Origin of the sequence: Bacillus sp. B1-WWTP-T-0.5-Post-4 (assembly GCF_009183795.1) — a bacterium.
GTDB classification, from domain to species: Bacteria; Bacillota; Bacilli; order Bacillales; family Bacillaceae_G; genus Bacillus_A; species Bacillus_A cereus.
The window spans coordinates 349,433-369,470 of record NZ_WEIJ01000002.1 but is presented as its reverse complement, the minus strand read 5'-3'; the positions used below and the strand labels follow the sequence as shown (position 1 = coordinate 369,470).

Genomic DNA, 20,038 nt, shown 5'->3' with positions numbered 1-20,038 from the left:
AAAGGAGTGATTTTCATGAATGAGATCATACATAAGATGGAGCAACATGTTTCAGTTCGTAAATATAAAGAAGAATCAATTCCGAAAGATGTAGTAGAAAAGATGGTGCACGCTGCGCAACATGCAGCTTCATCACATTTTGTACAGGCGTATTCTGTTATATATGTAACAGATCAGGAATTAAAGGCTAAACTAGCAGAGCTATCCGGAAATCGTCATGTGAAGGACTGTGCAGCATTTTTTGTTTGTTGTGCAGATTTAAAACGACTTGAAATTGCATGTAAAAAACATAGTACAGAGATAAAGCATGAGGGAGTAGAAGACTTTATCGTTGCGACGGTAGATGCTTCGCTTTTTGCGCAAAACTTAGCACTAGCAGCAGAATCGCTAGGATACGGTATTTGTTATATTGGTGGTATTCGTAATAATCCGAGAGAAGTGAGTGAACTGCTTCATTTACCTGATAAAGTATATCCTGTATTCGGAATGACAGTCGGCGTACCAGATGAAGATCATGGAGTGAAACCACGTTTACCAGTAGCAGCAATCCTTCATGAAAATGGATATGATGAAAAGAAATATGATGAATTATTAAATGAATATGATGAAACGATGAGCGCGTATTATAAAGAAAGATCATCAAACAAGAAAAACGTAACATGGACGGAATCAATGAGTTCGTTTATGTCTAAAGAAAAAAGAATGCATATGAAAGAGTTCTTAAGTGAAAAAGGATTAAATAAGAAGTGAGTAAAGAGGCAAACCTGTGATGTAGGTTTGTCTTTTTTGGAGGAGAAAGGTCATTGTCTTCGAATAAGTATAGAGGGAGGGGATAATATGAAAAAAGCTTTAATCTTTTTATTTGATGGATTTGCAGAATTTGAAGTGAATATAGCGAGTTTATTTTTGATCAGTAAGGAATTCGAAATAATAACAGCAACAGTAGATGGAAAAACAGTTACAGGAGAAGGCGGGTTTTTGTGTCAACCACATGTCTCTATGGAGCATATTGAAGTAGCGGACTATGAAGTGTTTATCGTACCAGGAGGACATATTTTTGATCATTTAGAAAATGAACAATTGTTATCTATCGTGAACGAATTACATAAGCAAAATAAATGGATAGCGGGTATTTGTGCAGGAACATCTTTACTACATGCGGCTGGAGTGCTTAATAAGAAGAAATTCTCAACATCATTAACATCTGGTGAAAAACAGTTAGCACATTTACATGAATGGGAATATAAACAAAATAAAGATGTAACTGTTGATGGAAAAATAATAACAGCGGTAGGGTCTGCGTACGTTGAATTTGCTACTGAAATAATGAAGCAACTCAATTTATTTAATGAAGGTGAAGCGAAGGAGAACCTGCAATATTTTAAAAATGTAACAGAGATTTGTGATAAAACTTTAGTATAAGTGAATAGTTTGATTGTTAATACCTAAGCCCAGAAAGTTGTTTATTCTTTCTGAACTTAGGTATTTTGTTTGTTATCATATACATAGAAATAAAAATTAATAATTTTTTACAAAAGTGATAGAAAATGAGAATGAAATGCCAATAGTAAGTAAAAGCGGCATAATAGCCGCTGTTTATCGTTTTATTTAGTATTTGATTTGAAATGTTTATCTTATGAAAGAAAGATTATTGCTAATTGTAAACTGTCAATAAAGTTATTTAAGTTTTGATATGGAATACCCTGCCGGAAAATACAGCAATAATTTTGTTTGAACATATCTGTTATGGCACAATCTAAAGCATCTTCTATAACAAGTTCAAACTTTCAATAAGAAGATAACCCCCTGTACAACTTAAAAGAATATACGTAAATATTTTAAAAATTCGTTGATTAAGCCATTTGAAAATAATTTGACCTATAAACAAACCTAAAAATACAATTGGAATGGCATAAAAACTTGATTCCCAAATGGTTTTGTTTGTGCCAGTAAAGAGTATTTGGGTTACTAGACTAATGAAATATATAAACAAATAAAAAGCTAATGTAGTTGCTCTTAACTTCTCTTTTTCAGTATCAGTTCCTGTAAAATAAAGTAACAGGGGTGGACCGGGCATACCGATACTTGTCGTTAAAAGACCAGATAATCCACCAACTATGAAATCTCTAGATTGTGTTGATCTAACCTTAACGTTGCATATTAGCAACAATGTTAATAGTAAGAGTAGGATGCTAACTGCTAATTTAAAAGTGTTTATGTTAACGGAAATGAAAATTAAAATGCCAAAAGGAACACCAACTATACTTCCAAAAATAAACCTTTTCAGTAGAACAAAATCAACGTCCATTCTTATTTTCCAAATGAGTGAAATGGAAATAATTAAAGATAAAATAATGTTTATTTGTATAGCTTCTTGTGGTAGAAATAACATAAGTAAGAAAGGGGTTGCCATTATGGAAAAGCCAAAACCTGTACTTGCTTGCAGAATAGAAGCCACTAATATAATACATACGAAAATGAATGTGATACCCAAAACAGCCCTCCTATTTAATCAAGTTTAACTAGTTAAAGTCTATTATTTAAGTGCAATATTTCACAAACTCATTTGTATTTTAACATAAATATCTAGTTTTTTCTCAAATAGTATTGCCATATAAGGCTCTTTAACTAAAAAATCCGACTTACATTTTGAAACAATTTTATTATGGGGAAACAAATAATGAATGGGATCAAAATGTATTGATTATCATTAAATTATTCACTGAGATCCCCACGATAAAACAAGAACAGCCATATAAAACTTACAACAGCATGTAGCTAATAAACTGCCAATCATTTGAGGAGAAAGAATTTCTAACAGCCCTCCTGCAAAAAGCATCGATAACTGAATAAGAGATCCGTAAATAGAATAATGGAATGAAAAAACTTTACCTATCATATTTTCGTGTGTGTAAGTTTGAAGTAATGTCGTATCAAGTGGAACGATGATTCCTCCTGCTATACGCATACAGAATAAAGTAATGATACCGATAATAAGTTGATCGGATAGAATGAATCCGAGAAAGAAAATTCCTTGTAATAAGTAGGCCCAACCGAATACTTTTTTCATTTTTTCTTTATTATGGGATATATAAAGATTAACGAGAAGGCTTCCTATCATAAGCCCAGCCCCTTGAACCGTATATAAAATCCCAATGTTCGTATGGAAAATTTTTTCGGTATAGATCGTTAGAAGTAGTTGATAAGCGCCTCCAATAATGCCCCATGAAATGCCGACAAGAATTAATGTTAAAATGATTTTTGTTTGTAATATGTATGTATAACCATCTTTTATATCAGTGAAAAATGTTTCTTATTCCATAGTAAACAATATGTTGCTAGTTGAAATCGCAAATAAGAGGGATATAAATTCATACGAAAGTATGAAAAAAAACAGCTCATATTTGAGCTGTTTTTCTATAGTTTTTAGTTCATTTTTCAAGGATAGGATATATTAATATCCGTATCCGCCGCCACCCCAACAGCTACATCCGATGATGATTAGAAGGATGAATAGTACGATAAGCAAAGCAAATCCACCGCCGAAACCAGCGCAACTTCCACCATAACTCATATGTTTTCCTCCTTTTTAGTAAGTTAATCTATATGGTTCATGGACTACTATATACAGTATGTTTTTTGTATAGAAAACGAGCCAGTCTCATTTATAATTAGACAAATGCCTGTAGATTCATTAGGATTGCATGTTAGTGATTTGTAAATAAACCTTTACGTAATTCATAATTTAGGCATAAAAAATAAAAAATTGTAAAAAAAACCATTTTCTTATTTTTTTATGAGAGAATATGTACTATAATTTTACAAGTAATATTATGGGAAAAGGGAGTTTTAGTATAGAGATGGAGATGGGACAATTAAAAAATAAAATAGAAAACAAAAAGAAAGAGTTAATTCAACTTGTTGCGAGACACGGATTGGATCATGATAAAGTTTTGTTATTTAGCCGAGATTTAGATATACTAATTAATAAGTTTATGAATGTAAAAGACAAAGTGCATAAATAAAAAATTTATAGTTTTTTATATTAAGATGTTTCACGGAAAGGGGGGACAGTAATTGGAACATTTACAGGAAGAATTGTATAAACAAATAAAAGAAGAAAAAGGTACAGTTACAATTTTCTTAAAGAGTGGTGTTAGAATAATAGGAGAAGTTGTTGGAGTAGATAAATTTACAGTTTTAATCTTAGTGGATGGAAAACAACAGCTTATTTATAAGCAGGCTATATCAACAATAATGAAATAAGACACTCTTGTTGAGTGTCTTATTTCATTATTGCTTGCATGCCTCAACATCAATGCCGGCAGCAATTAACTTCTTTTCTCCATCTTGTTCAATAATTTTTTGTAATTTAGATAGGAAAGAATCAAAGTTTGTATGCTTTGCTACTTGGAATGTCATTTTATGTTCAATTGGTAGCCACGTATCAATATCAGCTTCGTTATGCTGAATTTTTACCTCAAGTTTATCGAGTGCATTAGCAACTTTTGCTTCGTACGTTTCTTTCGCTTCAAACTCTATCCATAAGTCATATAATTCCTCACCGAGAGAACCTGTTAATGTTTGTTTAATATTTAAAATAGCTTCTAGTTCATTTTTTTGTTTTTGTAGCTGTAATTCATGACTATTCATTGTATCAAATGCAGGGATATCACCAGCTTCGGCTTCGACTAGGTCGTGAATAATAACCATTTTAAGTAATTTCTCAATATTTACTTTTTGATCCAAATAAGGTTCAACTAAAATGGCCATTAGAGACATACGCCATGTATGTTCGGCAACACTTTCTTGACGTCCGTTGGAAAGCCAGCTATGTCGCATTTCATATTTTAGTTTTTCTGCTAATGCAATGACTTGTAAAATGTTGTGTTCCATCGTGATCCTCCTCATTTATTCATACCATAATTCTAATATAGAAATGAAATGTGTCAATTTCATGAGTATATTGCGATAAACAGATGATAAGCGTATAATACATGTTATATGTGAAAACGTATTATTAAAATAAAAAAATGTTATATAAAAATGGAAAGGAAAGGGCAGAAATATGGGAGAGAAAAATCAAGTATTAGCTAGACCACAAAGAAGAAAAAGGAAGTTTGATATTTCTAGCCCAGTGGGCATTATAGTAGGTTTCATTATAGTGATAGCGGCAATTATGCTTGGCGGCGGTGGAATAAAAGCTTTCAAAAACTTTTTAGATGTTTCATCTATTTTAATTGTCATAGGGGGAACAACAGCGACAATTGTTGTGGCATATCGATTTGGAGAAATAAAAAAATATACGAAAAGCATTTTTACTGTTTTACATAGAAGAGAAGAAGATTTAGAACAGTTAACGGATTTGTTTGTCGATTTTTCGAAAAAGTCTAAAAAGCACGGCTTGCTTTCTTTAGAGGTAGATGGAGAGCAAGTGGATAATCCTTTTATTCAAAAAGGAATTCGATTAATGTTAAGCGGTTACGATGAAGATGAATTAAAAGAAGTGTTATTGAAAGATATTGAAACGGAAGTGTATGAGTTAAGAAAAGGAGCAGCATTATTAGATAAAATTGGTGATTTTGCTCCAGCTTGGGGCATGATAGGGACTTTAATTGGTCTTATCATTATGCTCCAAAACTTACAAGATACATCGCAAATTGGTACAGGGATGGCAGTTGCGATGTTAACGACATTATATGGGTCTGTACTTGCGAATATGATTGCAATCCCTCTTGCGGAAAAAGTATATCGTGGTATTGAAGATTTATATACAGAGAAGAAGTTTGTAATAGAAGCAATTTCAGAATTGTATCGTGGACAAATCCCTTCTAAATTAAAGTTGAAACTGGATACATACGTATACGAAACAAAGGTAAAAAAGGTAAAAGGAGCAGCCTAATATTTCAAGGAGTGGTATGATGAGTAAAGGACCGCAAAAGGGATCGCCTCGTTGGATGACGACTTTTACAGATTTAACGATGTTATTATTAACTTTCTTTGTATTACTAGTTGCTACATCAAAGCAAGATGCAGTAAAATTGTCAAAGATGCTTGAAAAGTTTAGTGATACGGGGCAAGTAGATGCAAAAGTAATGGAAAATACAATACCAGATATTTCACATGAAAAAAATGATGAAAAAATGATCTCAAAAAAGAGAATGGATGAATTATATAAGAAGTTAAAAGCGTATGTAGATAATAACGGTATTAGTCAAGTGAATGTATATCGGGAGGATACAGGGGTAAGCGTCGTTATAGTAGATAATTTAATATTTGATACAGGCGATGCAAACGTTAAGCCCGAAGCGAAAGGGATAATAAGTCAATTAGTTGGATTTTTTCAATCCGTACCTAACCCAATTGTTGTAGAGGGACATACAGATAGTAGACCTATTCATAACGAGAAATTCCCTTCTAATTGGGAGTTATCTTCAGCACGAGCGGCAAATATGATTCACCATTTAATTGAAGTGTATAATGTGGATGATAAAAGGCTAGCTGCGGTAGGATATGCAGACACAAAGCCAATTGTACCAAATGATTCACCGCAAAACTGGGAAAAAAACCGTCGCGTTGTTATTTATATAAAAGAGTAGTATATTATTATTTTAATAATAAAATAATAAAAATACGAAAATTCTTTTAAAAAAATATTAAATTTTATCATTTTATTTTGTATAATGAGTGAGAATGATAAGGTGAAATATTAAGATATATTTATACATAGAAGGAGAGAATTAAAAAGAATGGCACATAAAATTTTAGTAGTAGACGATGCGATGTTTATGCGAACGATGATTAAAAACTTATTAAAAAGTAATGCTGACTTTGAAGTTATCGGCGAAGCAGAGAATGGGGTAGAAGCGATTCAAAAGTATAAAGAACTTCAACCTGATATTGTAACATTAGATATTACTATGCCAGAAATGGACGGGCTTGAAGCATTAAAAGAAATTATTAAAATTGATTCAAGTGCAAAGGTTGTTATTTGTTCTGCAATGGGACAACAAGGTATGGTATTAGATGCAATTAAGGGCGGGGCAAAAGACTTTATTGTAAAGCCATTCCAAGCCGATCGTGTAATTGAAGCTTTAACAAAAGTAGCAAATAGTTAATATAGAAGGGGTGCCACAAGGAATCAAAACAGTGATAGCAGATCGACGTGTGGCCCCCTTTTTTCTCATTGTAAAACACTAAATTGTTATACATAAATGAAATGTTTGTTAGACAGGTAGGGGATAAAAATGCAAACAGATCTATTAAATATATTTTTCGAAGAGTCAGAAGAACATTTACAGTCGCTAAATGAAAATGTGCTAGTGTTAGAGCAAAATCCTGCTGATATGGATGTTGTGGGAGAAATATTCCGCTCCGCTCATACATTCAAAGGTATGTCTGCGAGTATGGAATTTACGGAGATGGCTGATTTAACGCATAAGATGGAAAATGTGTTAGATGAAATTCGTCATGGAAATATAGTTGTAAATGCGGATATTATTGATGTGATTTTTGAGTGCATTGATAATTTGGAGAAGATGGTTGCAGATGTGCAACAAGGTGGAATGGGCAATATTGATGTAGCCTCAACTAAACAGAAATTAGAAGCGTTATTGAACGGCAATGTAGAAACTCCTACGGAACATATAGAGCAAAATCATATAGACAACGATGATGCAGTTTCGCATGAAGTGCATATAACAGTTGAACAGCAAGCGATTTTAAAAGCAGTACGTGCCATTATGTGTATTGAAGCATTGCAAAATGTAGGGAATATACAAAAAACAGCTCCGAGTATTGAAGAAATTGAAGCAGATGCTTTCGGATTTGAATTTACAGTATTTATGGATACGGATTGTAGTATAGAAGAATTGAAACAAGTAGTACTTCATGTTTCTGAAATTGAGAAAGTGGAAGTAAAGCAAGGAGAACCTATATCGAAGGAAGTAGCTTCTAAAAAAGTCGTTACACAAGAAGTTGTGCAAGTAGAAGAAAAGCTACAACCAGCTGTGGCTACGCAGGTAGAATCACCAATAGAGGCAACGAATCAACCTTCAAGTGCTATGCCAGCTAAAAGTACTACAAAAACGAAAAATGCTAAAGTGGAGAATCGTTCAATTCGTGTTCAATTAGAGAAAATCGAAAGATTAATGAATATGTTTGAAGAAAGTGTAATTGAACGTGGGCGCATTGATGAATTGGCTCAAACGATTCAAAACAAGGAGCTAATTGAACATTTAAATCGATTAGGCGATATTTCAAAAGATATTCAAAATGTACTATTAAATATGCGTATGGTGCCGATTGAAACTGTGTTCAATCGTTTCCCGCGTATGGTACGTATGTTAGCGAAAGATTTAGGGAAAAAAATCGATTTACAAATTACAGGTGAAGATACTGAAGTAGATAAAATTGTTATTGATGAAATCGGTGATCCGCTCGTTCATTTAATTCGAAATGCAATCGATCACGGTGTTGAAACTGTTGAAAAACGACGTGATGCAGGTAAAAATGAGACAGGTACGATTAAATTAGAAGCCTTTCATAGTGGAAATCATGTCGTTATTCAAATTACGGATGATGGAAACGGTATTAATAAAGGGAAAGTATTAGAAAAAGCGATTAAAAATGGCGTTGTAACTGAAGCAGATGCGAATAGATTAACAGATCGTGAAGTGTTTGATCTTATTTTCCAACCAGGATTTAGTACAGCTGAAGTTGTATCAGATCTTTCTGGACGCGGTGTCGGATTAGATGTTGTAAAACATACGATTCATAGTTTAGGTGGACATTTAATTATTGATTCTGAGGAAGGAAAGGGAAGTACATTTAGAATTGAACTTCCATTAACGTTGTCTATTATTCAATCTATGCTTGTTCAAACGAATGATAAGCGTTATGCTTTACCTCTTGGAAATATCGTTGAAGCAATTCGAATTAAGAGAGAAGACATCCAATCCTTACAAGGGAAAGATGTGTTAAATTATCGTAATCAAATTATTGAAGTGAAACATTTAAGTACTGTATTTGGTGAAAAAACAGTAGATGAGGCGTTTGCGTCATATGATGGTCAAATGGTTCCTGTGTTAATTGTTCGTAATACACATCGCAGCTATGGACTTATTGTAAACACAATTATCGGTCAAAGAGAAATAGTCTTAAAGTCATTAGGTGACTTCTTTGCAGAGAGTTCTAACTATTTCTCTGGTGCGACGATTCTCGGTGATGGACGAGTGGTCCTCATTTTAAACCCAGAAGGTTTATAATAGGAATGAAGGAAAGCTCCCCACTTGTATACAATTGGGGAGCTTTTTGGCTAATTGCTACGAATCTAATAATGGGATACATAGTAACGTTTTATACTAATGAGTTTGCTAAAATAAAATAAGAGTTTATATTATTTGATAGAAAAACAGAAATGAGGAGGCAGGGAAAATGCCTGAGCAACACACAAAAGGGGATACGAGCACGATTGTGCTAGAAAAAGAAAATGAGCATTTAACGCCTCAAGAATGTGATATTCTTGGCGAAATTGCAAATATATCATTTGGTTCAGCTTCGACTGTATTATCAACAATTTTAAATAGGCAAGTAAGCATTACTGCTCCTCGCATAGAGTTGGTAGATTTATATGATTCAAGAGATGTCGAAGTTCCACATGTTGTATTAAACATTCATTTTACAAAAGGATTAGATATGGAAAACCTTCTTGTCCTTAAGCAAGATGTTGCATTATCCATTGCTGATTTAATGATGATGGGAACAGGTGAAGTGGAGGACGGAAAAGAACTTGGCGAATTAGAGCTAAGTGCTGTACAAGAAGCGATGAATCAAATGATGGGATTCGCAGCTACATCTATGTCGGAATTCTTCCAAGATACAGTAGATATGTCTCCGCCGACGATTAAAGTTGTAAAGTTATCAGAAGAAATGGAGAAAATCTCTGAAATTGATGGGAATCATACGATTGTTAAAGTGTCGTTTGATTTAAAGATAGATAATCTTGTAAACTCTAAACTTGTACAAATTGTTTCAGTTGATCATGCGAAACAAATGGTAAATAAATTAATGCAATTATCTGGTGAAGTAGAAGAAACAGTCGAACCAGCAGAAGTAGTGGAAACTGAGATTGTAGAAGAACAAGTTGAAAAAGAGCATTTAACACAAGAAGAGAAAGATGTACTTGGTGAAATTGCAAATATTTCAATTGGTTCCGCTTCAACAGTATTGTCAACGCTTTTAAATCAGCCAGTTACAATTAGTACACCAAATGTGGAAGCAATCAATGTTCGTCATTATGATGGAGTACCAGTGCCATTTGTTATTTTAAATGTTGACTTTGTTGAAGGGCTAAAGAATGAGAATGTATTCGTATTTACGAAAGATGTCGCCTTAACAATGGTAGATTTAATGATGATGGGAACAGGGGAAGTTGATCCGGAAAAAGAGCTTACTGAATTAGAACTGAGCGGTATTAAAGAAATTATGAACCAAATGATGGGTCATGCTGCTACGGCGATGTCAGAAATGTTCCAAGAAAAAATGGACATGACGCCGCCAAATGTTAAATTTGTAACGTTAAAAGAAGAAATGGAGTATTTGGGAGAGTCAATGGAAGTGGACGAACTCGTTCAAATTACGTTCAATCTTGAAATTGGTGATCTGCTTCAATCGAAAATGTATCAAATTTTGCCAATTTCTGAAGCGAAAGAAATGGTAAGGCGACTTCTGTATCCAATGGTGGAAGAAGAAGAGATTGCCACAGAAGAAATTGAAGAAGAAAAAATTGTAGAACCAGTTGTGCAACCTATTGAATTTAAAGAAGTAAAACAAATGGAACCAGTATATATGGACACGTCCATTCTACAAAATGTAGAAATGAACGTGAAATTTGTATTTGGAAGTACAGTGAAAACGATTCAAGATATATTAAGTTTACAAGAAAATGAAGCAGTTGTGCTAGATGAGGATATTGATGAACCAATTCGTATTTATGTAAATGATGTATTAGTGGCGTATGGTGAACTTGTAAATGTAGATGGATTTTTCGGAGTAAAAGTGACGAAATCACTATAAGGCATTGAAATAGGAGTTTGAACTAGTAGATGAAAAACGTAAAGTTTTTTCTAATGAGTTGGCTATGCATACATGTATGCTTGTTCTTCCCCTTGCAAAGTCAGGCTGAGGAACAAATTGAGTCAGATCAAAAAATAAATGAAGTGAATGTACAAGAAGAAAATAAGGAATCTCAAGAATCGTCAGAGCAAGTGGAAACGAAGCAAGATAAAGAGAAACAAAAAGAAGCAGAACAACAAGAAGTAGTAAATAAACAATTGAGTGAAAGAAAGATAGAAACAGAACAGGGAATTATTACAGTAAATAAGCCGGAGCTTAAAGTTGGCGAAGAGGTGCGAATTGCTGTAGAACCAAATGGGAAAAACATTCAAAGTATGAAAGGTATATTGCAGTTACAAAAAAATGGGGAGCAATATGCGCAAGAAAGAATGTTATCTTTTGAGTATGATGAAGAAACGAAGAGCTGGGTTGCTAACTATAAAGCAGGGGATTTTGATTTGCAAGGTGATTGGAATCTTCAGCTCGTTCAAAGTTACAAAGAGAATGAGAAAGAAGAGCTCATAAAAAATGAAGTGAAAGTCCCGCTCATTCGTATTAAAAATGAAACGCCAACTATAGATAAAGAATTGCCAAAGTTACAGAAAGTTACTATTGATGAAGTAAAAGAGAACTTAGTTGAACGAAAACAGGGAGATTCTATACATATACGAGTAAAAGCGTCAGATATAGAATCGGTTGTAAAAGAAGTGCGCGTTACATTAAAAGGGAAAGAAAATAAAGAGCTTTCGTTTTTATTAGACTACAACAAGCATGATATGGATTGGCAAAAAGTATTTGAAATAACAGAAGCATTGCCGGCTGGGCCATACAAATTGCTTGTAGAGATAATAGATGCAGCAGGTAATAAACTTGTTGAGGAAAGTGAATATACCATTTCTGTTTTGGCGCCAAAAAATGAAGATGATAAAAAGATAGAAGAGAAAGAAGATAAATTAGATAATAAACTAGAAAATGAATTAGAAGATAAGAAAGAAAATGAGAAGCAAGAAGATTCCAAAGTCAAAAACCCGGTTCCAGAAGAAAATTTGCCAGTTGTTCAAATTCCGAAGCGAGATGAGAACGTAAATAAGTTTATAAAAGAACCGTTGAAAGAGAAAGAGGAATTTACTTACGTTATAAAAGAGCCGTTCGAAGACAACAAGGAAGTACATAAGGCGAAGGACCAAAAAGAGAAAAATAACAAACAAGTTGCCTCTAAAAAGAAAGAACAAAAAGAAGAACCGAAAGACAAGAAAGAAGAAAAAGGTGAACAGGGAGTGCAAGCTTCTGATGTGTTTACTATCATGTCAGGTTTATTCGTACTGTTTTTAGTTTTAAAGAGTAATAAAGAATGGGGCTAATTATTTCATAGTAGTGGAGGCGCTTAAATGGAGATTAAACGTACGACAATTGAAGATAAGGCGTTACAACCATTAAAACAGCCTGCAGCTATTTCGGAGCATGAAATCCAGAAAGAACGAAAGCGTAGCAATTTAGTGTTTACTGGACAGTCTAAAATTATTTCGAAAAATAATGAAATAGGTATTTTACTTGCAAGTTTAAGTGATGGAAAGATTATGAAGGAAATGCTTTCTAAAGAGATGGATACAGTGTTACAACTTTTTAAAAAGTTACATACGTTATCTGGAGAAGGTAAGCAAACAGAAAAAATATTTGAACAAGTAATTAGAAGCCTACAAGGGCTTGTTAAGCAGGCGCATATAAAAGAACTTCCTTTGTTAGATGGAACATATGATTTCGCTGAAGTACAACTATCATTTGGTAGAAAAGTACATATTCCGTTACTAGATGTGAGTGCACTTATCTCTAGAGTGGAAAGTGATTCTTCAGAAGGAAATATAAATTTGATGGTAACGGTTATTACTGCTTATATAACGAAATTGTCTAACGAAACAATTTTAATTAGTGTTACAGACCGCATTGCTAAAGATCGGGATGTAAGTGTATGGAGAGCGCTTGCGGAAATGAACATGACACAATTATCACAGGCATTGAAACAAACGATGCAAGAACATAAATGGTCTATGACGCTTCTTTTTCTCTTTATATGGATTGTCGGTATTATTTTAATTCGAGTTATGTAAAAAGGTCGTCACTCCATTGTGACGACCTCTTTTATATTTTTTCGTAGAAGAATGTATCAAATCGCTGAAGATTGTAACGCTCGGGTGTTAAAATTTGTTCCGTACTACCAACAAATAGTACACCGCCTTTTCGTAAAGAACGACTAAATTTTTCGTAAAGTTTTACTCTTGCTTCTTCTGTGAAATATATCATTACATTGCGACAAATAATCAAATCATAATTTGTATCGAATGACTGCATTAAAAGGTCATGTTGTTTAAACGAGACGTTTTGTTTAATGTTTTGATGCAATGAATATAGATCATTCTCTTTTGTGAAATGACGTTCTTTCAAATCAGTAGGTAATTCCTTTAAAGAACGTTCTGTATATTGACCGCGTTTTGCGGTTTCTAAAATATGAAAATCAAGATCTGTTGCTTGAATTTCAAAACGAAATGGAGCAAGATGCTTCGATAAAATTAAAGAGAGTGTATACGGTTCTTCACCAGCAGCGCAGGCGGCACTCCATACCTTTAATTTTCCGCTATTTTGTTCGAGTAATTTTGGTAGTGCTTTCGACTCTAAAGTTTGCCATCGTTCTTTATTTCTAAAAAACTCTGAAACGTTAATTGTAATATAGTCAATAAAATTTAAAAATAAATTTTGATCAGCGCGTAATTTGTTTAAGAAATTAGTGTAGTTTTCGAAGCCTTTTCTCGAAATGAAAGCATCGATTCTACGGCGCATTCTATCTTGTTTATATGAAGCGATGTCCATATTGAATTGTTGTTTAAAACTCGCGATAAAATGATCATAATCTTGTTCAATTATCATATTTACAATGGGCACAATAATGATATTGTGCCTCCCCCTTTACATCATACGAATTTTTTGTTCAAAGCTTTTTTTCATTTGCTTTTCATGTAATCCTGGTAAATCATAAATGACAGCATCAATACCTGCTTCTTTTGCAACATCGACAGGGATGACAGATGTATGTTTGTCCCCATTATAAAAACAGAGAACTAAATCAGTGTCTTCAATAATTTGTTTAACAAAAAACATATAATCTGATCGGTAAATGGAGTCAGAAGGATGATCAAAAGCAACATATTCGGCTCCGTGTTTTTTTAAGTAATCAACGACTTCTTGGAATTCATCTGTAATTGCTTGCAATGGTTGCAGCGTGTAAAGGCATAAATTTTGAGCGAGTCTTTCATTCTCAACGAAAAAACGAAGAACCTCATTTTCAATAGATTTATAACATAATATGTAAATTTTATGTTTGTGAGCATAGTCAGTTAAAAATTTTTTAATTTCTTCTTGATCTAATGCTGTTAATTGATTTGAACCACAAAGGAAAATATTCATAGAATTGTGCCACCTCATGCTAAATTGTAACATATCTTTTATAAAAAATAACTGCAAAATATTACTGTTCAGAGTATAATTATAAATAACTGGATTTTACGATTAAGTTTAGGAAGAAATAAAAAAATAAATAGGTGATATATATGCTACGTTCTATCTCGCATAATCCAATTTTATCGCATATACCACCTGCTACTCAAATGCCGAAAGAAGCAAATGTCAGGACAGGACTTGCATTTTCGGATAATTTGCATGCAGATCCGAAAAAAGATAAATTACTAGAACAAATGGAAGCGTTTGTCGATAATATTGGAGAAATTAAAGAGAAAATTGAAATGGAATTAACGCTTGATAATGTAATGGAATACAAAAATACAGTAAAATCATTTTTGAATTTTTACGTTGATAATGTATTGCAGTATAAAGATGTCATGTCTCGTCACCCACGTTACGGATATTCACAGAAAATGACGATTGTGAAACAGGCAGAAATGGGATTGAATGAATTAGAAGATGTGATGAACTTAATTAATACGAAAACAGGACATTTAGAAATGTTAAATCAAATTGGAGAAATCCATGGTTTAATTGTGAATTTAGTCTTGTAAAAGGAAGGAAGCTATATGTACATACAATTATATGAAAAACTCGTTATTATTCAAAAAGCGTATGAAAATATTCAAGCGCTTGGAGAGCAAATATATGAGAATTTAAAAAATAAAAATGTAAATGCAGTTCAAAAGTTGCAAGTAGAGCAATTGCAGTACATTGATGGTTTAAAAGGGTTATCAAGCTCATTTGAAGAAATGGTTGTTCAGTTCTGTAAAGAACAAGGAGTTGAATCGTTTCGTGTAAGTGCGTTATTTTCGTATTTTTCTCAAGAAGAAATTGAAAAAATGGAAGAATTACAAAAAAACGTAACTGAATTAGAAGAGAATGTAAAAATGATTCTTTTGAAAAATCAATATTACTTAAACGTACTATTAAAAACTACAGAAAGTATTGTGGATTCTGTTTCTGAATATAACTTAGAGCGAAACAATAATTCGCAAATCTTTATGAATGAACTATTGTAAAGGAGAAGTGAAGCTTTATGAGATTATCTGATTATAATACACCGCTATCGGGGATGTTAGCGGCTCAAATGGGGTTACAAACAACGAAACAAAACTTGTCTAACATTCATACACCGGGTTATGTTCGTCAAATGGTGAATTACGGATCTGTTGGAGCAAGCAATGGTCATACGCCAGAACAGAGAATTGGTTACGGTGTACAAACGCTAGGTGTTGACCGTATTACTGATGAGGTAAAAACGAAGCAGTTTAATGATCAATTATCTCAGCTCTCTTACTATAACTACATGAATTCGACTTTATCACGTGTAGAGTCTATGGTTGGAACGACAGGGAAGAATTCATTATCTAGTTTAATGGACGGTTTCTTTAATGCCTTTCGTGAAGTAGCAAAAAATCCAGAACAACCAAACTACTACGATACATTAATTTCTGAAACTGGGAAGTTCACTAGTCAAGTAAATCGTCTTGCGAAAAACTTAGATACAGTGGAAGCGCAGACGGCAGAAGATATTGAAGCGCATGTTAATGAATTTAATCGTCTGGCTGCTAGTTTAGCAGAAGCGAATCATAAAATTGGACAAGCGGGTACACAAGTGCCGAATCAACTTTTAGACGAACGAGATCGCATCGTTACAGAGATGTCTAAGTATGCAAACATCGAAGTATCTTATGAATCTATGAATCCTAATATCGCGAGTGTTAGAATGAATGGTATTTTAACAGTAAATGGACAAGATACATATCCACTTCAATTAAATAAAGAAAAAGACCCAATGTCAGTTGAGATTTACGGTTCAGAAATCTCTGTAACTAGCGGAGCGATAAAATCAGCGATTGATACGAAAGCGAAGATTGTTGATTATAAAAAAAATCTCGAAGACTTAATGAGTTCAATGAAAAATCAAGTGAATACAGTGATGGGAAAAGATTTCTTCGTTGGAGATTATGCGAAAGAGATGAAGTTAAATCCAGAATTCCAAAAAGATGTTTCGAAAATGAAAATGTCTGCTGAAACAGCAAATAAACTAGCAGCAGTTACAGATGACGATTATAAAGAAGGTCTTTCTTATAAACAAGCATTAGACCAATTTATAGTTCGTGTTGCATCTGATAAAAGTGCAGTAAATGGTTATCAAAAAATTCATGGCGACTTACTAGAAGGTATTCAACAAGAAAAAATGAGCGTTGAAGGTGTAAATATGGAAGAGGAAATGGTAAATTTAATGGCCTTCCAAAAATATTTCGTCGCAAACTCTAAAGCTATTACTACGATGAATGAAGTGTTTGATAGTCTATTTTCGATTATTCGATAAGTGATAATAATTGATTGGAAATATATAAGGAGGAGATAGAAATGAGAGTATCTACATTTCAAAATGCAAACTGGGCAAAGAATCAGTTAATGGATTTGAATGTGCAACAACAATACCATAGAAACCAAGTAACTTCAGGGAAGAAAAATCTTCTTATGAGTGAAGATCCACTTGCAGCGAGTAAATCATTTGCGATTCAACATTCATTGGCGAATATTGAACAAATGCAAAAAGATTTAGCTGACTCAAAAAATGTATTAACACAAACTGAGAATACTTTACAAGGTATTTTTAAATCTTTAACGAGAGCAGATCAATTAACGGTACAGGCATTAAATGAGCCGAATGGTGAAAAAGAATTGAAAGCCATCGGTGCAGAGATTGATCAAATTTTAAAACAAGTTGTATATTTAGCGAATACGAAAGAGCAAGGTCGTTATATTTTCGGTGGTGATAGTGCAGAAAAGTCACCATTTACAGAAGATGGTACGTACCAGGGCGGAAAAAATGATGTGAACTGGCAACTAAATGATGGTTATGAATTAAAAGCATTCCGTAATGGAGAAGCATTGTTATCCCCGGTAATAAAAACGTTAAAACAGATGAGCGAAGCGATGCAAAAAGGTGACCAAAAAGCGTTACAACCGTTATTAGGAGAAAACAAGAAAAACTTAGATGGCATCATTAACCGTACGACTGAAGTTGGTTCAACAATGAACACAATGGAGACGTTTAAAACAATTTTAAGTGAGCAAAACTTAGCGCTTCAAGAAAACCGTAAAGAAATTGAGGATGTTGATTTAGCGGTCGCAATTTCTGACTTGGCATATATAAATGCAACATATGAAGCGACGCTTAAAGCGGTTAGTACGATGAGTAAAACGAGTATTTTAGACTACATGTAATCTATAAGGAGTGAGAAAAATGGCAGGAACAACGATGACAGGTATTGGTGGTAGACAACAAATTTGGAACCTCGGAAATAATATGATCGATACTTCTAACTTCGTCGAATTAGAAATGAATGCTTTAGATATGAGGAAAACACCATATACGAAAGAAAAGAATGACCTTACAAATGATAAACTACTATATACAAGTTTAAAATCAGAATTTAGTTCTTTTACACAAACTTTTAAAAACTTAGCGGCTTTTAAAGGGAATGAGAAAAAGGTAACAACATCACAAGACGGTTATATTAATGTAAAAGCAGATGGTGGTGCGATTGCTGGTACTTTTAATATGACAATTACACAGCTTGCACAGCGTCATCAAATAGCTTCAAATGAAATTAAAGATATAAATGCAAAGCTTCCTAAAGATGAAACATTAAAACTAGGTGGTAAAGAACTAAAAGTAACAACTGATATGACATATAAAGATTTAATTAATAAGATTAATGATGGAGATTATGGCGTATCAGCTTATACACTTGGAAATAAAATTTTCATGACCTCGAAAAAAGAGGGAACAGATGGACAGATTAAGTTTGAGGCGAGCACATCTACACTATTTCAAGATATGGGTTTAGCTAAGGCGGATGGCACAGCGCTCAATACAATCAATGAAGCACAAAATGCTATGTATACTATTAATGGTATCAAAGGGGAAGGTTCTACTAATACAATTGAAGCTCTTCCTGGTGTGAAAATTGAGTTGTTAAAGGTAACTGAGCCGAAAGTAGAAGGAGCGCCAGATGCTGGTGCAACAACAGATCCAAAAGCAAAAGGTATAGATCTAAAGTTTACAGTAAATGACTCAAACGTAACAGACGCATCGAATGTTATTAAAAAAATGGTAGCTGATTATAATAAAGCTGTTTCTACAGTAGATATCTTTGCTGGAAAAGGTGGAGCTTTTCAAGGTCAAGCTATTATGCAAAGTGTGCGTCAGGCAATGAACAATGTCGTAACATTTTCTCAAGATGGTAATTATTTATTCACATTTGGTATTCAATTAAAGCAAGATGGAACGATGGAAGTTGATGACGAAAAGTTAACGAAAGCATTAAAAGAGAAGCCAGATGCAGCGAAGCAATTTTTCTTTAGTTCTAACGGTTTAGGAAAAATGATGGAAGAACCGCTTGATAAACTATTTGGTGATAAAGGTGTAGTCGGCGAGAGAGTTAAAAACATTGACTCACGTGTAAGTGATTTAGATAAAAAGATTAAAGATATTGAGACGCAAAACTTGCAAAAACAAGATGAAATTGTGAAGAAGTATCAAAAGCTAGAGAGTACATTAGCAGCGCTTGATAGCCAACTAAAAACAATTAAAGCAATGACAAAACAAAAAAGTGATGATTAATGAAAGTTGAGGAAGTGATCGTATGCAAGCATGGCAACGTTATATGCAAAATGATATTATGACGAGTAATCCGATTAAAAATACAATTTTTATTTATGAAAGATGTATTGTAGAGTTTCGTAATTTAGAAGAACTTTTACATACTTTTAAACTACAAGAAGGGGACGCACTTCTTGAAAAATTAGAACGTATTTTTGAAGAACTAAAACTTCAATTAAATCCTGAAATTACGAAAGATTTATATGATAGTCTCTATGGTTTATATGATTGGATTAGCATTCAAATTCAAACGATGAAAGTAACGCGTGAAGCGAAAGATATTGATGCAATTGTGAAAGTGTTACAAGATTTAATAGACGGTTACCGCGGAGCACTTGAAAATGAACAATGATATTTATCGGACGTTTGTCAGCTGTTTTAATGAAATCGGTGAATTGCAAGTGTCAGACAGAGAGTTTGCTGAGAAGAGTGAGATGTTAAATCGCTGGATGATGACATTGGATGAAGAAACGCGTGCGCAAGTTGCAGCAGAAGTAAGCCCGTTCATTATTAAGGCAGCTCAGCATATTCGGGATAGGCAAAAGATTTTGGAAGAAATGATTATGACAAATGATGGGCGAATGAAGGCTAATTCATTTTACGGTAAATATTAATAATAACGTTTGGAAACAGATTCCCCTTTTAAAAGGGGGTCTATTCCTTCGTTTACATAAAGAACGCCGCTGATTGAGGTTTCATTTTATGACTGTGATGAAAAAATAATAGTAA

At 33.5% G+C, this 20,038-nt stretch carries 23 protein-coding genes and 1 pseudogene; 18 read left to right on the top strand and 6 right to left on the bottom strand.

The genetic code is table 11. The annotated features are described in order from the left end of the window. Positions 1-15 precede the first annotated feature (15 nt). Together nfsA and GBN91_RS07515 are read left to right on the top strand one after the other, a co-directional pair. Positions 16-750, top strand: a complete 735-nt coding sequence (gene nfsA / locus GBN91_RS07520; RefSeq protein WP_016122206.1) for an oxygen-insensitive NADPH nitroreductase — start codon at positions 16-18, stop codon at positions 748-750. Positions 751-837: 87 nt separating this feature from the next. Continuing rightward, positions 838-1,422 carry a type 1 glutamine amidotransferase family protein gene (locus GBN91_RS07515; protein WP_016122207.1) on the top strand — a complete coding sequence of 195 codons (585 nt, stop codon included), beginning with the start codon at positions 838-840 and terminating at the stop codon, positions 1,420-1,422. Positions 1,423-1,768: 346 nt separating this feature from the next. Here the strand turns inward: GBN91_RS07515 and GBN91_RS07510 are convergent, their stop codons facing one another. From GBN91_RS07510 to GBN91_RS07500, 3 genes and pseudogenes are all read right to left on the bottom strand, one after another. After that, the gene (locus GBN91_RS07510; protein ID WP_046392533.1) at positions 1,769-2,494 is read right to left on the bottom strand and encodes a sulfite exporter TauE/SafE family protein; all 726 of its coding nucleotides are present in this window, start codon (positions 2,492-2,494) and stop codon (positions 1,769-1,771) included. A 221-nt stretch (positions 2,495-2,715) separates the two neighbouring features. Continuing rightward, positions 2,716-3,313, bottom strand: a pseudogene (locus tag GBN91_RS07505) (MFS transporter); the annotation flags it as partial. Positions 3,314-3,454: 141 nt separating this feature from the next. After that, positions 3,455-3,574, bottom strand: coding sequence for a YjcZ family sporulation protein (locus GBN91_RS07500; protein ID WP_000120179.1), 120 nt, complete (start codon positions 3,572-3,574; stop codon positions 3,455-3,457). A 232-nt stretch (positions 3,575-3,806) separates the two neighbouring features. Here GBN91_RS07500 and GBN91_RS07495 point away from each other — a divergent pair, with 232 nt between their 5' ends. Both GBN91_RS07495 and hfq read left to right on the top strand, forming a co-directional pair. Then, positions 3,807-4,025, top strand: coding sequence for an aspartyl-phosphate phosphatase Spo0E family protein (locus GBN91_RS07495; protein WP_000291689.1), 219 nt, complete (start codon positions 3,807-3,809; stop codon positions 4,023-4,025). Positions 4,026-4,077: 52 nt separating this feature from the next. Next, positions 4,078-4,266, top strand: a complete 189-nt coding sequence (gene hfq, locus GBN91_RS07490) for an RNA chaperone Hfq (protein ID WP_000400664.1) — start codon at positions 4,078-4,080, stop codon at positions 4,264-4,266. Between the two features lie 27 nt (positions 4,267-4,293). Here hfq and GBN91_RS07485 read toward each other — a convergent pair whose 3' ends face one another. Continuing rightward, positions 4,294-4,896 carry an HD domain-containing protein gene (locus GBN91_RS07485; RefSeq protein ID WP_000400766.1) on the bottom strand — a complete coding sequence of 201 codons (603 nt, stop codon included), beginning with the start codon at positions 4,894-4,896 and terminating at the stop codon, positions 4,294-4,296. Between the two features lie 172 nt (positions 4,897-5,068). On the opposite strand from GBN91_RS07485, the gene GBN91_RS07480 reads away from it, so the two are divergent. From GBN91_RS07480 to GBN91_RS07450, 7 genes are all read left to right on the top strand, one after another. After that, a complete protein-coding gene (locus tag GBN91_RS07480) occupies positions 5,069-5,902 on the top strand; it encodes a flagellar motor protein MotP (RefSeq protein ID WP_000504191.1) in 834 nt (277 codons plus the stop codon). A gap of 19 nt (positions 5,903-5,921) precedes the next feature. Further along, positions 5,922-6,599, top strand: coding sequence for an OmpA family protein (locus tag GBN91_RS07475; protein WP_000033627.1), 678 nt, complete (start codon positions 5,922-5,924; stop codon positions 6,597-6,599). Positions 6,600-6,749: 150 nt separating this feature from the next. Beyond that, complete coding sequence (locus GBN91_RS07470) at positions 6,750-7,118, top strand: response regulator (protein WP_000940565.1); 369 nt, start codon at positions 6,750-6,752, stop codon at positions 7,116-7,118. Positions 7,119-7,247: 129 nt separating this feature from the next. Continuing rightward, positions 7,248-9,266, top strand: coding sequence for a chemotaxis protein CheA (locus tag GBN91_RS07465; protein WP_001192608.1), 2,019 nt, complete (start codon positions 7,248-7,250; stop codon positions 9,264-9,266). A gap of 169 nt (positions 9,267-9,435) precedes the next feature. After that, positions 9,436-11,076, top strand: a complete 1,641-nt coding sequence (locus GBN91_RS07460) for a flagellar motor switch protein (protein ID WP_001115002.1) — start codon at positions 9,436-9,438, stop codon at positions 11,074-11,076. Between the two features lie 29 nt (positions 11,077-11,105). Then, positions 11,106-12,476, top strand: coding sequence for a hypothetical protein (locus tag GBN91_RS07455; protein ID WP_046392538.1), 1,371 nt, complete (start codon positions 11,106-11,108; stop codon positions 12,474-12,476). A 27-nt stretch (positions 12,477-12,503) separates the two neighbouring features. After that, positions 12,504-13,220: a hypothetical protein gene (locus GBN91_RS07450; RefSeq protein ID WP_000403950.1), complete on the top strand. Its 717-nt coding sequence runs from the start codon at positions 12,504-12,506 to the stop codon at positions 13,218-13,220. 31 nt (positions 13,221-13,251) lie between these two features. Here GBN91_RS07450 and cheR read toward each other — a convergent pair whose 3' ends face one another. Further along, positions 13,252-14,034 carry a protein-glutamate O-methyltransferase CheR gene (gene cheR / locus GBN91_RS07445; RefSeq protein ID WP_000582879.1) on the bottom strand — a complete coding sequence of 261 codons (783 nt, stop codon included), beginning with the start codon at positions 14,032-14,034 and terminating at the stop codon, positions 13,252-13,254. 39 nt (positions 14,035-14,073) lie between these two features. Beyond that, entirely contained in the window at positions 14,074-14,571 is a 498-nt protein-coding gene (locus tag GBN91_RS07440; protein ID WP_001020110.1) for a flagellar motor switch protein FliG, read from the bottom strand. Between the two features lie 143 nt (positions 14,572-14,714). Here GBN91_RS07440 and GBN91_RS07435 point away from each other — a divergent pair, with 143 nt between their 5' ends. From GBN91_RS07435 to GBN91_RS07405, 7 genes are read left to right on the top strand one after another with little or no spacing between them, the layout of a single operon-like run. Continuing rightward, positions 14,715-15,179: a YaaR family protein gene (locus GBN91_RS07435; protein ID WP_000946323.1), complete on the top strand. Its 465-nt coding sequence runs from the start codon at positions 14,715-14,717 to the stop codon at positions 15,177-15,179. Positions 15,180-15,194: 15 nt separating this feature from the next. Next, complete coding sequence (locus GBN91_RS07430) at positions 15,195-15,647, top strand: hypothetical protein (RefSeq protein ID WP_000275878.1); 453 nt, start codon at positions 15,195-15,197, stop codon at positions 15,645-15,647. A 17-nt stretch (positions 15,648-15,664) separates the two neighbouring features. Then, positions 15,665-16,963: a flagellar hook-associated protein FlgK gene (gene flgK, locus GBN91_RS07425; protein WP_001239711.1), complete on the top strand. Its 1,299-nt coding sequence runs from the start codon at positions 15,665-15,667 to the stop codon at positions 16,961-16,963. A 41-nt stretch (positions 16,964-17,004) separates the two neighbouring features. Continuing rightward, the gene (locus GBN91_RS07420; RefSeq protein ID WP_001266403.1) at positions 17,005-17,868 is read left to right on the top strand and encodes a flagellar hook-associated protein 3; all 864 of its coding nucleotides are present in this window, start codon (positions 17,005-17,007) and stop codon (positions 17,866-17,868) included. A 19-nt stretch (positions 17,869-17,887) separates the two neighbouring features. Further along, on the top strand, positions 17,888-19,270 hold the full coding sequence (locus GBN91_RS07415; protein WP_046392539.1) for a flagellar hook-associated protein 2: 1,383 nt from the start codon (positions 17,888-17,890) through the stop codon (positions 19,268-19,270). 22 nt (positions 19,271-19,292) lie between these two features. Next, positions 19,293-19,661, top strand: a complete 369-nt coding sequence (locus GBN91_RS07410; RefSeq protein ID WP_001149516.1) for a flagellar export chaperone FliS — start codon at positions 19,293-19,295, stop codon at positions 19,659-19,661. Next, complete coding sequence (locus GBN91_RS07405) at positions 19,651-19,923, top strand: hypothetical protein (protein WP_016124342.1); 273 nt, start codon at positions 19,651-19,653, stop codon at positions 19,921-19,923. Before GBN91_RS07410 ends, GBN91_RS07405 begins: the two co-directional genes overlap by 11 nt. Positions 19,924-20,038: the final 115 nt, after the last annotated feature.

Coding starts and splice junctions, on each gene's coding strand:
- nfsA (WP_016122206.1), top strand. CDS start 16: ATGAATGAGATCATACATAAGATGGAGCAACATGTTTCAGTTCGTAAA.
- GBN91_RS07515 (WP_016122207.1), top strand. CDS start 838: ATGAAAAAAGCTTTAATCTTTTTATTTGATGGATTTGCAGAATTTGAA.
- GBN91_RS07500 (WP_000120179.1), bottom strand. CDS start 3,574: ATGAGTTATGGTGGAAGTTGCGCTGGTTTCGGCGGTGGATTTGCTTTG.
- GBN91_RS07495 (WP_000291689.1), top strand. CDS start 3,807: ATGTACTATAATTTTACAAGTAATATTATGGGAAAAGGGAGTTTTAGT.
- GBN91_RS07485 (WP_000400766.1), bottom strand. CDS start 4,896: ATGGAACACAACATTTTACAAGTCATTGCATTAGCAGAAAAACTAAAA.
- GBN91_RS07480 (WP_000504191.1), top strand. CDS start 5,069: ATGGGAGAGAAAAATCAAGTATTAGCTAGACCACAAAGAAGAAAAAGG.
- GBN91_RS07475 (WP_000033627.1), top strand. CDS start 5,922: ATGAGTAAAGGACCGCAAAAGGGATCGCCTCGTTGGATGACGACTTTT.
- GBN91_RS07470 (WP_000940565.1), top strand. CDS start 6,750: ATGGCACATAAAATTTTAGTAGTAGACGATGCGATGTTTATGCGAACG.
- GBN91_RS07465 (WP_001192608.1), top strand. CDS start 7,248: ATGCAAACAGATCTATTAAATATATTTTTCGAAGAGTCAGAAGAACAT.
- GBN91_RS07460 (WP_001115002.1), top strand. CDS start 9,436: ATGCCTGAGCAACACACAAAAGGGGATACGAGCACGATTGTGCTAGAA.
- GBN91_RS07455 (WP_046392538.1), top strand. CDS start 11,106: ATGAAAAACGTAAAGTTTTTTCTAATGAGTTGGCTATGCATACATGTA.
- GBN91_RS07450 (WP_000403950.1), top strand. CDS start 12,504: ATGGAGATTAAACGTACGACAATTGAAGATAAGGCGTTACAACCATTA.
- cheR (WP_000582879.1), bottom strand. CDS start 14,034: ATGATAATTGAACAAGATTATGATCATTTTATCGCGAGTTTTAAACAA.
- GBN91_RS07440 (WP_001020110.1), bottom strand. CDS start 14,571: ATGAATATTTTCCTTTGTGGTTCAAATCAATTAACAGCATTAGATCAA.
- GBN91_RS07435 (WP_000946323.1), top strand. CDS start 14,715: ATGCTACGTTCTATCTCGCATAATCCAATTTTATCGCATATACCACCT.
- GBN91_RS07430 (WP_000275878.1), top strand. CDS start 15,195: ATGTACATACAATTATATGAAAAACTCGTTATTATTCAAAAAGCGTAT.
- flgK (WP_001239711.1), top strand. CDS start 15,665: ATGAGATTATCTGATTATAATACACCGCTATCGGGGATGTTAGCGGCT.
- GBN91_RS07420 (WP_001266403.1), top strand. CDS start 17,005: ATGAGAGTATCTACATTTCAAAATGCAAACTGGGCAAAGAATCAGTTA.
- GBN91_RS07415 (WP_046392539.1), top strand. CDS start 17,888: ATGGCAGGAACAACGATGACAGGTATTGGTGGTAGACAACAAATTTGG.
- GBN91_RS07410 (WP_001149516.1), top strand. CDS start 19,293: ATGCAAGCATGGCAACGTTATATGCAAAATGATATTATGACGAGTAAT.
- GBN91_RS07405 (WP_016124342.1), top strand. CDS start 19,651: ATGAACAATGATATTTATCGGACGTTTGTCAGCTGTTTTAATGAAATC.